At 67.8% G+C, this 14,605-nt stretch carries 8 protein-coding genes; all 8 read right to left on the minus strand.

Going from position 1 to position 14,605, the window contains the following annotated elements:
* The coding region (locus BM417_RS47385; protein WP_143139098.1) for a WXG100-like domain-containing protein at nucleotides 1-592 on the minus strand (592 nt) is incomplete at its 3' end.
* A gap of 94 nt (nucleotides 593-686) precedes the next feature.
* Nucleotides 687-1,136: a WXG100 family type VII secretion target gene (locus tag BM417_RS45155; protein WP_093606285.1), complete on the minus strand. Its 450-nt coding sequence runs from the start codon at nucleotides 1,134-1,136 to the stop codon at nucleotides 687-689.
* A 10-nt stretch (nucleotides 1,137-1,146) separates the two neighbouring features.
* Nucleotides 1,147-1,554: a YbaB/EbfC family nucleoid-associated protein gene (locus BM417_RS45160; protein ID WP_093606286.1), complete on the minus strand. Its 408-nt coding sequence runs from the start codon at nucleotides 1,552-1,554 to the stop codon at nucleotides 1,147-1,149.
* Between the two features lie 161 nt (nucleotides 1,555-1,715).
* Entirely contained in the window at nucleotides 1,716-5,033 is a 3,318-nt protein-coding gene (locus tag BM417_RS45165) for a right-handed parallel beta-helix repeat-containing protein (RefSeq protein ID WP_093606287.1), read from the minus strand.
* 14 nt (nucleotides 5,034-5,047) lie between these two features.
* The gene (locus tag BM417_RS45170; RefSeq protein ID WP_093606288.1) at nucleotides 5,048-7,801 is read right to left on the minus strand and encodes a hypothetical protein; all 2,754 of its coding nucleotides are present in this window, start codon (nucleotides 7,799-7,801) and stop codon (nucleotides 5,048-5,050) included.
* A gap of 1 nt (nucleotide 7,802) precedes the next feature.
* Nucleotides 7,803-9,143, minus strand: a complete 1,341-nt coding sequence (eccB, locus tag BM417_RS45175) for a type VII secretion protein EccB (RefSeq protein WP_093606289.1) — start codon at nucleotides 9,141-9,143, stop codon at nucleotides 7,803-7,805.
* A 6-nt stretch (nucleotides 9,144-9,149) separates the two neighbouring features.
* Nucleotides 9,150-10,565 carry a type VII secretion integral membrane protein EccD gene (gene eccD, locus BM417_RS45180; RefSeq protein ID WP_093606290.1) on the minus strand — a complete coding sequence of 472 codons (1,416 nt, stop codon included), beginning with the start codon at nucleotides 10,563-10,565 and terminating at the stop codon, nucleotides 9,150-9,152.
* A gap of 46 nt (nucleotides 10,566-10,611) precedes the next feature.
* The gene (eccCa, locus tag BM417_RS45185) at nucleotides 10,612-14,595 is read right to left on the minus strand and encodes a type VII secretion protein EccCa (protein ID WP_093606291.1); all 3,984 of its coding nucleotides are present in this window, start codon (nucleotides 14,593-14,595) and stop codon (nucleotides 10,612-10,614) included.
* Nucleotides 14,596-14,605 lie beyond the last annotated feature (10 nt).

Consider the following 14,605-nt stretch of genomic DNA (forward strand, 5'->3'; position numbering starts at 1 on the left):
GCACCATCTCCTTGACGATCTTCGCGATACCGACCGTCACCACGCTCACCGTGATGTCGTCGACCGTCTTGCCCAGGAACGTCGAACCCGCATGCACCACGATCTGCAGAGCACGCGCCACCCACGCCGTGAACTGCTGAAAGATCAACTTGACGACACCCTGCATCATCCCGATGAACGGACCGATCAACGGCCACTCGAACGGATCCACCCACATCCGGATGATCTCCGTCGCCGCGAAAATCATCTGCACGATCATCGAGATCTTCGCACCCTGCACGTTCAGCGAATAACCACGCGCCAACTCCGCCAGATCACGCGCACCCCGCGCATAAAACGCCGGCTGCTCCGCCAGCTTCTCCCCATAACGCCAAAAAGCACGACCCACAGTCGGATCGACGTGATTCATCACCTCCTGCAACGCCAGCACAAGACCATCGACAACACCATCGAGATCGTCACCGGCCTCCAGCAACGCCTCATGGATCTGCCAGATCTCACCCTCACGACCAGGCGGCCAATCACCACCCGCAAGAATGATGAAAACCCAATTCAACTCCGGAGGCACAAACATATTGCCGTGGACAGCCATATACCCGTCCCCCGGTCAACGCAGCAGGAACCCGACCAGGACCGAAGTCCCCGACCGGGTTCCCAAGCTGATCATCACACCAACACTTTCCGCTCTAACGACGACCGAAATGACCGCCGGTACTCCCGCCTCCGCCGCCGGCACCGCCGGGGAGGGGCGGCGGCGGTAGCGGCGGGATGCCGTTCAAACCAGGGCTGGAGCCGGGGCTGGTGACCTTGTCGAGGTCACCCGCCATCGTCGTGGTGACCTTGTCGGTCTTGTCCACGGCGTCGGCCATTCCGTCCACGCCGTCCGCGGTTGCCCTGACGCTGCCGCTGACCGCGCGGACGCCCTCGTCCCACTGACGGAAGTCCTGGTCCCACTTGGCGAAGAACTCACGACCACCCTTGTCGTCACCGAAGGTCTCCGGGTTGACTACGGTGCTGTTGACCTTGGCGTAGAGGCGGGAGACGACATCGTTGAACCGGCCGGCCTCTTCCGCGAGCCTGGTCGCGGCGGCACGAAGGCCGGCAACGCTGGCCCAGTTGACATCACTCGAAGGCATCGGTGTTCTCCTATACCTCGTCCAGCCCGCGGAAGAAGACCCCGTCCTCCGGGTTCTCCGGGAAAAGGCGGTCGATGTCGAGCTTGCCCGGCTCCTTGCCGCGCATCGACATGCCCGCCGGCATCATCGGCTCCATCAGTTCGACCAGCTGCTCGCGCGCCATCGTCTGCGCCTTGCGGACGGTTTCGCGCACGACCTTCGCGAGTTCCGCTGGTGCCATGTTCTTGTAGGCGTTGGTGGGGAACGCGATGCCGGTGATCTGGCCGTGCGTGTCCACGGTCGCCGTCACGACTTTGCGCGGCGCGGACGCGGTCGACGACATCTCAGCCATCTTCTCCTGCATCTGCTGCAGGTCCGCACGCTTCTGCCGGTACTCGGCAAGGGTCTGCTCGAGCTGATCCTGCAAAGACGACGACATGAGCTCACCTCACCGGACGAACAGAAGTAGATGTCAGCGAGTAAAGAAGATGGTCTAGACGTACAGCAAGTGACTGCGCTCACCTTGGCGTATTCCGGGCTGACCTCCGTGCCCGTTTGGGCACGGAGGTTGCACAACCACGGCCGTTCGGTCTCAACAGGTCAGCCCACGGAGGCCAGCCCCAGCCCGGTTTCCGCCGTGCTCACTGCCGCCGGAGGCAGGTCCGCGACGGCCAACGTGCGGGACGCTGCCGTGCGAGCCAGCCTGCGGGCCAGCTTGTGTGCCGGGTAGACGGTCTCTCGGTCGGTGATGCCGGACAGACGCTCGGCAACGGCGTCGCGCACCTCGTCAGGCACCTCGTGGCCACGGCGAACAAGCTCGCGCACCGCCAGCGCGGCGAGTTCGCCCACTGAGTACGGCGCGAGGTCCCAGCCTTCCAGGAAGCAGTCGGCCAGCGTGGGCACCTGTTGGAACAGCGGCACCAGCCGGGCGTGCTCGCCGAGCACGACGACGACCGGATCTGCGGCCCCGCGCAACATCCGGCCGGTCATCGTCTCGACGACCTCCAGAGCGTGCTCAGGGTCCAGGTCACCGTCGAGATCGACCACGAGCACACCGCCCGCTGCGTCCTCGAAAGCCGTGCGCACCAGGCTTTCCGCCTGCCCCGGCCAGTGCGACAGCAGGTCGGAGGCGACGGATCTGCGGACCAGGTGCCCGACCCGAACCAGCTGAAGTTCGGACAACGCCTGCGCGTACAGTCTGGCGATCTCGCCGCGACCGCTGCCACGCTTGCCACCGATCACGACGTTGGCCGCGTTGCCCAACGCTTGGTTGCCGCGCTTCATCGTGGCCAGGCGCACCAGATTCGCGCCTGCGGCTTCCCGGATGCTCGCCTGCCCGATCATCGAGTGGAAGCGTTTCCAACTGGCGCTCCCCTGCACTGCCGCAGAGGGATCGAGCGTGTCGTCACGGCTTGCGGGAGCGCTCTCGGCGACCGTCTGCAGCACGTCGATCTCGGACTGGAGGTCGTCCGCGGTGAGACGGTTCATCTCCGAGTCCTTCGACGGCGGCGCGGTGGCCAGTCGAGACGCCTGGTTGTTGACCATCGCCTCGAACAGCTTTCGCGCCACACGACCGTTACCGAACGTGGCGTTCTTCGGCACCCGCTCGAAGTACTCGGTGAGCGCCTGCAGACCGTCTTCGGTCATCTCGTAGTAGTGCTTGCGGCACAAGCCGAGCGTGATCGTGACCAGCTCGTCGACGCTGTAGTTCGGAAACTCGATCGTGCGGGTGAACCTGGACGCCAAACCAGGGTTTGACTCCAGGAAACGCTCCATCAGCTCGGAGTACCCGGCGACGATCACCACGATCGACTCGCGCTGGTCCTCCATGATCTTCATCAGCGCGTCGATGGCCTCCTGGCCGAAGTCCGGACCCGACCCGCCCGTCTGCGCGGACAACGTGTACGCCTCATCGATGAAAAGGACGCCACCGATGGCCTTCGTGACCACCTCGGTGGTCTTGATGGCCGTGGAACCGATGTACTGCCCGACGAGGTCGGCGCGCGCGACCTCGACCATGTGGCCCTTCTCCAGCACCCCGAGCTCGGCGAGGACCGTGCCGTAGAGCCGGGCGACTGTGGTCTTACCGGTACCCGGAGGGCCTGCGAAGACCAGGTGCCGCGACATCGGGGGCATCGGGAGCCCCATCTCCTTGCGTACCTGGGACATCTTGATGAGATTGATCAGCCCGGTGACTTCGCGCTTGACCCCGCTCAACCCGACGAGGGTCTCCAGTTCGGCCAGCGGTCCCGACAGCGGTACGTCCGAAAGGGTCTCCTGCACCGGTGTCGGCGCGACGGCCTCACGGTCGGTCCGCGCCGCCACGGTGGCGGCCACCGAAGCCGGTCTGGACCGTTCCGCTCGAACTCCAACGGGTTCCTCGATCGTCACGCGGTCGTCGCCGAACCGCCGCACGTCGACCCCGCGGCTTTCCCGCACCACGCAACGGCTCAGCAGCACCGGTTCCGCGGTGTCCAGCCGGATGCCGTCCTCCGCGCTGCCGACCACCTCGCACTCGGTCAGCGTACCGCCCGCGCCGGACGAGAAGCTCACGCCGGTGCCCTTCGACGACAGCACGCGGCACCGCGTGATCGTCGACGCGGCACCCGACCGCAGGTCGAGGCCGTGCGAACGGGAGCCGACGAACTCGCTGTCCTGCATGGAGATCTGCGTGTCCGACGCCCGCAATCCGCCACCGCGCACCAGCAGCGATGTCAAGGTGGCCTTCACGCCGCCATCGAACAGGATCGCGGACTCCGCGGTCGACTGGATCCGCAGATCCGATGCATCCACAGTGGACCCGTCGGATGCCTCGAGCGCCGTCTCGGCCGCCACGTCAAGCTCGATGTCGGACAACCGGATCACGCTCTTGCCCACGACCACCAGACCGCGCCCGGTGCTGAAACCCATCCGCAGCCCCGAGAACACCGCCTTCGACTCTGTTCCGACATGGACGGCGATCTGCGCGATACCGTTCAGCTTGACCCGGTCGAACTCGGGCGAGCTGCCCTCGTCGACGGCGATGCCGACCGGCGATTCGCCGACCTGACAGTCGGTGAACTTGGGTGACGAAGCACCGTTGACCTGGATCGCGGTGCGGCCGACGCCGGTGAAGGTGCACCCGGTGAACACCGGCTCCGAGGCGCCCGCGATGTGCGCGGACTGCACTGCCGCACCGTCGAACTTCGAATCCGAAATGGACATCCGCCCCTTGCTCATCAGGTACAGATCGACGTTCTCGCTGCCGGTGACGGTGAGCTGCGAGAGCTTCAGGCTGCCCTGCTGCTCGGCCACGATGGCGGGCTTGACCGCTCCCGTGATCTCGCACCGCTCGGCCTGGATCGTGCCGGCACCGTTGACACAGAGCCCGTTGCCCTGCGGCCGGGTGATCACACAGCGGCGCAGCACCACGGACCCGTGTTCGGTCGCGACCACCGCGGACGAGCCGACGTCGATGATCTGGGTGTCCTCGATCGTGCTGACCGACGGGGATGACGTCACGATGCCCGCCCCGGCCGCGCTGGTCACCTTGCACCCTCGCAACGCGATCGCACCAGTGCCCCGTGCGTACATCGTCGTCCAGGCCGAGCCGCCGAGATCACAGCCGTCGAACGCCACCTCGCCGCGCACGACGTCGACCCCGGCCAGCTGCGAGTCCTCGCACCGCAGCGTCAACCCGTTGAGCTGCACAGCTTCCGCGCTCGCGACGAGCACGCTGCCCTGCTTCGCGATGATCTCCACGGTGCCGGAGCCGTTCTCGGCGTGGAGCGTCACGAGCTTGCTGACGACCAGGTTTTCCTCGTACCGGCCGGGCGCGATCGAGATCATGGCGCCGGGGAGCGCGCTTCCGAGCGCGGCGCCGATGGACGGGAACGCGCCCGGCGTATCTCCCGCGACGCGGAGCAGCTGTCGGTTCATCGGTTCACCAATCCTCATGCCAAGCCGGGCAATGCGCCGAAACGGTCAGCCGCGGCGGGGTCCACCTCGACCTGCTGGGCGCCGCCCGCCCACTGCTCCGCCTGCCTGCGCAACGAGTTCAGCGCAAGCTCGTCGAGCGAGATCCGGTTCGGGTCGACCCGGCCGTCCGCGTCGATCTCGACCGCGGTCAACTCGCGCAGCAGGATCTGGCCACGCGCGCCGTCTGCCTGCGGTTCGGTCATCTCCAGCACCTTGAAACTGGTGCCTGGCACGAACAACACGCGTTCCTTCACGCCGCTCTGGCCTTCGAGGAGCTTCGTGCGCCGCGCGGTCATCGACCACACGAGCACGTCGACCTCGCTCGTCTGATCAGCGGGAAGCCCGGTGAGCGCGTGCAGGAAACCCCACTCCGTCAACAACTTGTGCTCGCGGTAGAGATCCCACTCACCGGGCGTGGGCGAGGCGCCGAACACCGCCGGCCCGCGGTGCGACGGCAGCCTGCTCAACCCGGACACGACGCAGCGCGCGAACGGCACGTGTGGCCCGACGGCGGCGGTGCGCAGCGCGTCGTCGACGGCCTTGCCACGGTCGGTCAGGTAGAGCTGCACGGCGACCGCGTCGGTGAGCACCTCGCTGGACGAGGCCGAAAGAGCGCCCTGAAAGCCGGGGTGTTCGGAGAGGATGCGGGCGACCGAGTTCGACAGCACACCGAACTCCGCGGCCAGTGTGCGGCGCAGCCAGGCACGCTCGTCTGCGATGCCGCGCTTGGGCAGGAGGCCGGTCGCCTCGGGCGCGGGAACGGGCTGCAGCCGCGCGATGTCCGCCACGGCGGGCTTGGATTGAGCGACGGGCTGTGCTGGGAGCGTCACCTCGGCTGCGGGCTGTGGTGCCGGCTCCGCCACGGCCAATGGCTCGGGTGCGGGCTCCGCCTCGGGCTGTCGTGCCGGCTCTGCCTCAAGCATCGGCTCGGCTGCGGGCTGTGTGGGCGCGGCCTGGGCCGGAGAGACCGCGACCGGTCCCACCCCGAGACCGGCGGGCTGCACCGGCGCGTCGAACACGAGCGGAGCCGACTCGATGACGGGCGGTGCCACCGCAGCGTACGACGCGACCGGGGGCGAGAGGTCCACCTGAGGGGAGACGACGGTCGGCGACACGGCGTCCAGCCGCGCGGCGACGACGCCCGGCCTGGAGAGGTCCAGTCGAGTGGAAACGATGCCAGATGCGATCTCCGCCCGTGCGACCTCCGGCACAGCGAAGACATCCGACGCGGCAACAACATCCGGCGAGAGCGCGCCCACCGAACCAGAAGCCTGAGCACGGTCCCGCTCCGGCCCGACGGCCTCAACACCGACCGACTCGGCATAGGGACCCGACACCGCGCGAATCACGGTAGTCATCTCCACTGACGCCGGCAGCGCGGCGATCGACGCTTCCTCACTCTGGTCGAAGATCCCGGCGGAGCTCAAGGTGTCCGCGAACCCGGCAGCCACCTGCGAGAAGGGCCGAGCTTGGGTGTTCAGCAGAGATCGGGCGTGCAAGACGCGCGACATCGGGCGCACCGAGTTGCCGAGGCGCTGCGAGAGCTCGCTCGCGAGGTGCTCCATGCGCGCGAGGTCGGCCTCGGTCTCAGCCTCGTACATCAGGTTGTGGGTCGCAGGGTCGGTCGGGATGGCCTGGATCGCCTCGACGTTCGTGGTCGCGGCGGGCGGGCGGACGAGCAGGCCGGACTGGACGACCTCCACGACCGCGTCGACCGAATACCAGTAGATGCCGCGTGAGACCTCGCGGACGCCGGGGAACGGGGCTCGGTGCGTTACCACGGTGGGGACCTTGGGCATCTCGGCTTCCGAGGAACGCGGCTGGTACTTCAACTCGCGGGCGAACGCGTGCCAGCCGAGGGTGCCGTCCTGGCGCACGGTGAAGATCTCCGGCGCGACCGCGGGACCGATGGGCATGCCCGCGAAGAAGATGATCTCGCGTCCCAACGCGTCAGCGAGCGTCTGGCCCAGCTCACCGCGCGGCACGGACATCGGTCCATATTGGACGAACCGCACGCGATCGTGCAGGTGCTCCGGAAGTTCGCGCCACATCAGGGCGACGTCATTCTCACTGAGCGGCACACCACCGGGGCTGCCGAGCACCACGCTGATCAGGTCAGGCTGGCACGGCATGGTCTCGATCAGACGCAGCCGGTTGGCACGCAGCTGCGGGTCGTCTCCGATCGGCCGGATCCAGATGCCGCTGGGCAACTGCTCGGCGACACCGCGCGCGCTGGTCAGGAAGTTCTCCGACATCAGCGCCGCGTCCCACTGCGGGCGGGGGAAGCGCTTCGCCTCCAGGCGAGGCGGTTTGCCGGGGCTGCACCGCACCCAGCCGCTGCTCGGTCCCGAGTGGACGAACAAAGTCCCACCCGCGCCACACAGCAAAAGGCCGTCCGGAACCAGCACGGTGCGCTTCAACCGCTCGGCCAGCCAATGGCCCGCGAGTGCGGTCGTTTCGCGCGAGCGCCCACCGATCACGAGGCGCACACCGCGCCGTCGCTTCGGCAGCACCTGTGCGACCGACTCCCACATCCAAATCGGTGAGCTCACCGGTAGATCGACCACGACGAGGTCGTTCTCGGTGTCCGCCGCGACGTTGAGCGCCAGGTTCTGCGCCGCCTTGGTCATGTTGCCCACCGGGTAGACCACGAGAGCGTTGCCGATGGTGTGCTTGGCCAGCCCGAACTCACCCCCGTCGGTCTCTCGGTCGCGGGTCATGATCGCCATGTCATCCTCCCTGTTCAACGACCACGGAGTTGCGTGTCAAGGCAGGCCCAGCCGGGATCGTGGACAGCACTTCGCTGCGCATCGGAACAGGCTGCACACCCCCCAGACCGAGCGCCTGGATCGAGTTGTCGTCGGGAACGAGGTAGCGCTTCCCGCGTTCGGTGATCAAGTAGCGGTCAGGCCCCTTCTGGCCGTTCGGAATCGGCAGCTCCGCCACCAAGATGCCGCGGTTGGTCGGCACCCAGACACCGGCGGGCCACTTGTGCGCGCCCGGCACGGTCACCATGTAGCTGACGACGTCTGCGCCCCTGCCCTCCTGTTTGAGGCACGGATGGCCGATCGACTCATCGAGCGGCTTCTTGACCACCACGTCGGGCAGGCGCGTGAGCATCGACTGGTCCGCGGAGAACGGCGCGGTGAGGATCTGCTGCGCGTTGATCTCCACTGGAGACTTGCCCGGCTGAGCCCTCAACAGCGCGAACTCGGTCGCCGACACGGGTGCAAGTCCTTTGTCCACCAACACGTAGCGCTGCTCGGTGCCGTTGCCAGGGTCGTGCGTGAAGAGATCACCGATCTTGTGTGGGCGACCGGCTACGGCCAGCCCGGCCTTCCCGGCGTCCGGGATGACCGCTGACTTGAGCGGCGTACCGGTCGGGATGATGTTGAGCCACAAGTCGGGCACGCGCGGTGCCGGCGTGGAAGCCAGACCGAAGACGACCAACGAGTTTGCGTCCGGGACCTGGTGCTTCTGATCCTTCCAGATCACCCAGAGCGTGCCGGCGGCGGATTGCACGACCGCGTACCGGTCGTCCGGCATCCACTCGGACTTCTCGCCGGGGTCGAAGTTCACGTTCACACCGGGCTTGCCGCCCTCGACGGGCGCAGTCGGACACAGCAGCCACGACGCCGGTACCAGATCCTGTGGCGTCGGCACGGTGTCCGGAGCGCCTGCAATCCCCATCTGCGGCCCGCGCGACAGACCCTCCAGCGACTTGCGCGAGATCGTGGTGACCTTGTTGCCAGGCCCCTGGATCAGCATGGCCGACGCCAGGTTCGGCGTTGCCATCAGCGCGCCGTTGACGTAGACGTACCGGGTGCCGGACTCCTTCTCGACGAGGATGGCGCCCTTCTGCCGCCACGCCGTGTTGCCGCCGGGCACGATCAGCCCGTAGACGCCGAACCCGATCACGATCAGCAACGCGATGACGGTGCCGGTGAGCAGACCCGAACGGCCGCGCCTGGTGGGCGGCTCCATCATGGTCGGATCGCCGACTGTCAGCGCGGTCGTCATCCGCTGCAGCAGGAACTGGTATGCGTGGACGTGGTCCTTCTGCGTCTGCACGAGAGGTCACCCGGCCAATCCGCGGGCCCAGGCGTAGACGCCCAGGATCTGCAGCAGCACCGGAATCGTGGCTGCGGCCACCAGCCACTCGATCCAGTTCGCGCGCTGCACCCAGAGCGGCACGAGGCGCCGCGTCGGCGGGCGCAGCACGGCCAGCACGAGTGCGATCAACGTGACCACCACGACCGAGAGCACGACGACGCGCCACCCGAACGTCAGGCCGTCACCGAACGCGATCAGCAGCTTGACGCAGCCCACCACACCGGCGATGACGAGAGCGATCCGCTGCCAGGCGTTGAGGAAACCGCTGGAACGCACGAGCGCGGAGACGAGGACCAGGATCCCGAGCGTTGTCGGCGCCCAGCCCTCCGCCTCGAACAGTACCGAGTAGCTGAAGCTGAAGACGAGCGCCGCGGTGACCATGAACGAGGTCAGGTAGCGGTCCGCGTACCTGGTGCGCTCGATGATCATCTCGACGTCGAGCGGGTCGATGTCGGAGTTCAGCTCATCGGCCGTGCGCGGCAGCTGCGGCCCGCGCAACCGCGCCATCCGGATCACCAGCTTCGGCACGCCGATCAGCACCGCCAGCGCGACCACCGAGTACAGGCCCGCGGCGGTCTCGGGTGCCAGCTCCATGTCGAGGTAGACGCGCATGCCGAGGAACGCGACGAGGCCCGCGCCCATCAGCACGCCCAGCGGCACCACCGGCAGCTTGGGCGCCCACAGCGTCGAAGCACCGAACAGCGCGACCGACGCGACCGCCAGCGTGAGCCCGCCCAACGCGACCGAGCTCGCGTTGAGGTCGAACGCCGCTTCGACCCCATCCGCCGAGAAGGCCCCGGCGAGAGCGAGGTGTACGAGGCCCGGCACCGCGAACAGCAGCGCCAGCGGCTGGTCCTCGATCTTGCTGGACACCGGGACGGCCGCACCGGCGAGCAGCAGGCCGATGACCGCCGACGTGAGCGCCGCAGTGAGCGTCGACCCCGCGCCGGCGGCCAGCGCGGCCATCACGGCGGTCGCTGTGACGCCGAGCGTGAGAAACAACCACCGGCTGAACTCCGGCTTCCAGCGATCCTTCTGCCGGCCCAGCGCTACCGCCATGCCGTCGGAGATGTCGTCGAAGGCCAGCTCCGGCAACGGGTTCGCGGCCGGACGAACGTAGAACGTCTCGCCCTCCAGCCACTCCAGACTCTCTGGGGTGCCCTCGGGGTCGAGCGGCGGCTCGCCCAGTCGCTGCAGCACCCAGGACCGCTCACCGGTGACCTCGACGCCCGCGACGACGTGGTCGTTCGGATCGGTGGTGTGCTTGAGCAGCACCGGAAGCAGACCCGCGAGCGGGATCGAGACGGGCACGGCCAGATCGGCCCGGCCAGCCGGGCCGAACACGGTGATGCGGCAGAGCTCAGCCTGTGCACTCGTCATGACTGCTTCCTATTGCTCATGTTGCTGTTGGTCGTCTCGATCTCGGTCACTGCCATCTCGCACCACCTGCCGCCGACGCGACCGGAATCTCCACGTACCCTGTTTGCACGAGCCGGATGCCCTTGCGGTTCACCAACTGCGCGCGGCCCGCCGGCAATTTGCGCGGCATCGCCTCGCCGAGGAACTTGCCCTCCTCCTTGGGGTAGGAGAAGACGATGCCGGGCGTACCGAGTTCCCACATGCGGCGGATCACCGGATCGCTGAGCGCCCGCATCGCGCCGGACGTGCTGCGGGCGATGATGACGTGCAGTCCGATGTAGACACCCTGGGCGAGCATGGGCAGCAGGGCGTCGAGCGGGGAGCCCATGCCCATACCGAACAGCTCGTAGTCGTCGACGACGAGGAAGAACTGCGGCCCGTCCCACCAGTCGCGCCTGCGCAGCCGGTCGGAGCTGACGTCCTCACCGGGAACCCGGCGCGACATCGACACCGCGGCCTTGCCCACCAGGTCCTTCAACGTGTCGCCGGTGATCGCGTAGCCGACCCGGTACGCCTCCGGCACGAACGTGTCGAGCTGCCGGTTGGGATCGCCGAGCAGGATCTTCGCCTGGTCGGGCGAGTAGCGCGACTTGATCGACTGCAGCACCATGCGCAGCGCGTTGGTCTTGCCGGTCTCGCTGTCGCCGAACACCAGCAGGTGCGAGTTCTGCTCGAAGTCGTGCCAGACCGGTTCCAGCCGCTCCTCGTCCAGGCCGATCGCGATCCGGAGATCGCCCTCCGCCCGCGGCAGGTCCGCGACGGACAGCAGGGGCGGGAGCATCCGCACCGGCGGGGCCGGTTGGCCTGGCCAGAACGTCGCGACCTCCTCGGCGAGCGACTTCGTGGCCGACGCCATGGACTCCGTGTCCGAGCTGTGGTCCATGCGAGGCAGACCGGACAGGAAGTGCATGCCCGCCGGGGTAAGGCCGCGGCCAGGCTGCGAGGGAACGGTCTGCGCCTTGCGGGACCCGACCTCGGACTCCATCGGGTCACCGAGCCGCAGCTCGAACTTGCTGCCGATGACGTCGCGCAACGCGGGCCGGATCTCCGACCAGCGGTTCGCGCCGATCACCACGTGGATGCCGAACGAGAGACCGCGCACCGCGAGCTCGTTGATCCGCGGCTCCAGGTCGGCGTAGTCCTGCTTGATCGTGTACCAGCCGTCGACGATCAGGAACACGTCGCCGTACGGGTCGGTGATCTGGCCGTTGCGCCGCATTTCCCGGTACGCAGCCATGGATTCGAGGCCACGGCTGGTGAACTCGTTCTCGCGGGTCTCGATCAGCAGCAGCAGTTGCGCGATGGTGCGGACCACCCGGTCATGCTCCAGGCGGGTCGCGATAGAGCCGACGTGCGGCAGCCCCGCGATCGACATGATGCCGCCACCGCCGAAGTCGAGGCCGTAGAACTGGACCTCCGACGGCGTGTGCGTCATCGCCAGTGACAGCACCAAAGTGCGCAGCAGGGTCGACTTGCCCGACTGCGGGGCGCCGACCACGGCAACGTGACCGTCCGCACCGGACAGGTCGGCGACCATCAGCTCGCGCACCTGCTCGTACGGGCGGTCGATCATGCCCAGCGGCGCCCGCAGCTTGCCCTGCATGGTCGGGTCCTCGACGTTCATGCCGCGGAACTGGTCCGGCAACACGCTGGGCAGCAACGAGTCCAGGCTCGGCGACTCGGCGAGCGGCGGCAGCCACACCTGACGCGCGGCGGGTCCGGCACCCTGGAGCCGGCCGATGAACGCGTCGGCGAGGCTGACCGTGCTGGCCTGCGCGACCGTTTCGGCCTCGGTCTCCTCCGCCTTCTCCTCCTCGTCCAACACGATGAGTCGGCGCAGCGGCCGGGCGTGCGTGGCGAAGGGCACGATCTCCTGGGCCGCCTTCTCCTCGACGGCGGCCTCGGTCGTCGGCACCGGCGCCGGACCTGAGACGTAGGCGCCCTTGAAACGCACCAGGTTCGTCTGGTCGATCTTGAGGTAACCGTTGCCCGGCTCGGACGGCAGCTCGTAGGCGTTCGCGACACCGATGACGCTGCGGGACTCCATAGAGGAGAACGTGCGCAGCGCGATCCGGTACGAGAGGTGGCCCTCGACGCGGTTGATGCGACCCTCGTCAAGTCGTTGCGAGGCAAGCAGAAGGTGCACGCCGAGGCTTCGGCCCAGGCGGCCGACCGAGACGAACAAGTCCATGAACTCCGGCTTGCTGGCCAGCAGTTCGGAGAACTCGTCCACCACCAGCAGCAGCGTGGGGAACGGCGCGAGCGGCTCGCCTGCCGCCCGGGCCTTCTCGTACTCGAACAACGACGGATAACCACTGACGCGCAACAGTTCCTGGCGCCGGATCATCTCGCCGTTGAGCGAGTCCTGCATGCGGTCGACCAATGGCAGCTCGTCCGCCAGGTTGGTGATCACCGCGGAGGTGTGCGGCAGCCGGTCCATGCCGAGGAACGTCGCGCCACCCTTGAAGTCGACCAGCACCAGGTTGAGGATCTCAGAGGAGTGCGTCGCCGCGAGCCCTAGCACCAGGGTCCGCAGCAGCTCGCTCTTGCCGGAGCCGGTGGCACCGATGACGAGACCGTGCGGACCCATGCCGCCCTGCGCCGACTCCTTGAGGTCGAGCTCGACGACCTCGCCCTCCTCCGTGACTCCGATCGGCACGGACATGCGGGCGCGCTGGGCGTTGCGGGGCCGCCACTGGTGGTTGATGTCGAACGTGTTGACGTCGCGAATGCCGAGCAACGTGGTCAGCTCGAAGTCGGACTCCAGCGACCGCTCGATCAGCTCGACGTGACCGCTGGTGCGCTTGGGCGCGAGGGTCCGCGCGAGCACCTCGGACTCGACCAGACTCAGCTCGTCGCGCGACGCGATACCGGTGCCGTCACCGGACGGGAACTCGATCCTGTCCTCGACGGCGGTGAGGCGCAGCACCTTCTCGCCACCGGGCAGCATGCCGGTGATGTCGAGCAGCACGACGTTGCGCAGACCGACGTCGAAGAGGCGCGAGGACTCGGGCACGGTCGCCAGGTGGGCGACCACCACAACGAGCGGCTCGGAGTTGCTGGGTGCCGCCGCCTTGTCGTGCGGGCTGCGGTCGGTGACCTCCTTGCCCAGCATGTCCATCAGCTCGTCGTGGTCGCACGCGAGCATCCGGATGGGACCGGCGTCGTCGCGCGCCGTCGGGTGCGCGGTGTGCGGCATCCACTTGATCCAGTCCCACTCGGACCGGGTCTCCTCCGAGGTGAGCACAGCGATCCGCAGTTCTTCAGGGGCGTGGAACGTGACGAGCTGCGCGAGCATCGCACGCGCCAGTGCGAGCGCCTTGCCGATCTCACCGGCGAACTCGACGCTCGTGAAGCTGCGCAACCCGACCGCGATCGGAATGCCGGCCACCGTCCGGTAGGTCTCACTGAATCGCCGCAACGAGATCGCCGACAGCGGTTCGAGGTCCTCGATCGGCTTGGTGGTCGGCGGCACCAGCTCCAGCGCCGCCTGCTGCGTGCCCAGCCCGATCCGCACCCTGCCGAAGTCCTCGTGGCTGGCCCTGCGCTCCCACAGCCGCGAGCCGCTGGCGATGTACCAGAGCCACCCCGGCGCGGGGTTGTTCCACAGCACCGCAGCCCGTTGCTCGTCGGCTGTGGCACGGGTGCGTGTGCGCATCTGGCCGATGTAGCGCAGGTAGTCCCGCCGCTCGGCCGCCATCTTCTTCTTGCGGTCGCCGGCCCCCCTGCCCATCTGGCCGAAGCCCATGCTGATCATCGCGATGCCCATGCCGCCACCCATGACGTACGTCATCGGCGAGCTGCCACCGGCCCCGGAGAAGGCCAGGATCATGACCATCGAGCCGAGGCCCATGGGCAGGAACATCATCATGGACGCGAAGTCCAGAGCGGCGGGCTCGGCGAGCACAGGGGGTTCCTGCAGCTCGATCTGCCCGGTCGGCATTTCGGGACCGGCGACCCTGGGGGGACGTTTGACCGTCTCGGTCGCCATCAGACTCGCT

The organism is Lentzea waywayandensis, from assembly GCF_900115955.1.
Taxonomy (GTDB): Bacteria; Actinomycetota; Actinomycetes; order Mycobacteriales; family Pseudonocardiaceae; genus Lentzea; species Lentzea waywayandensis.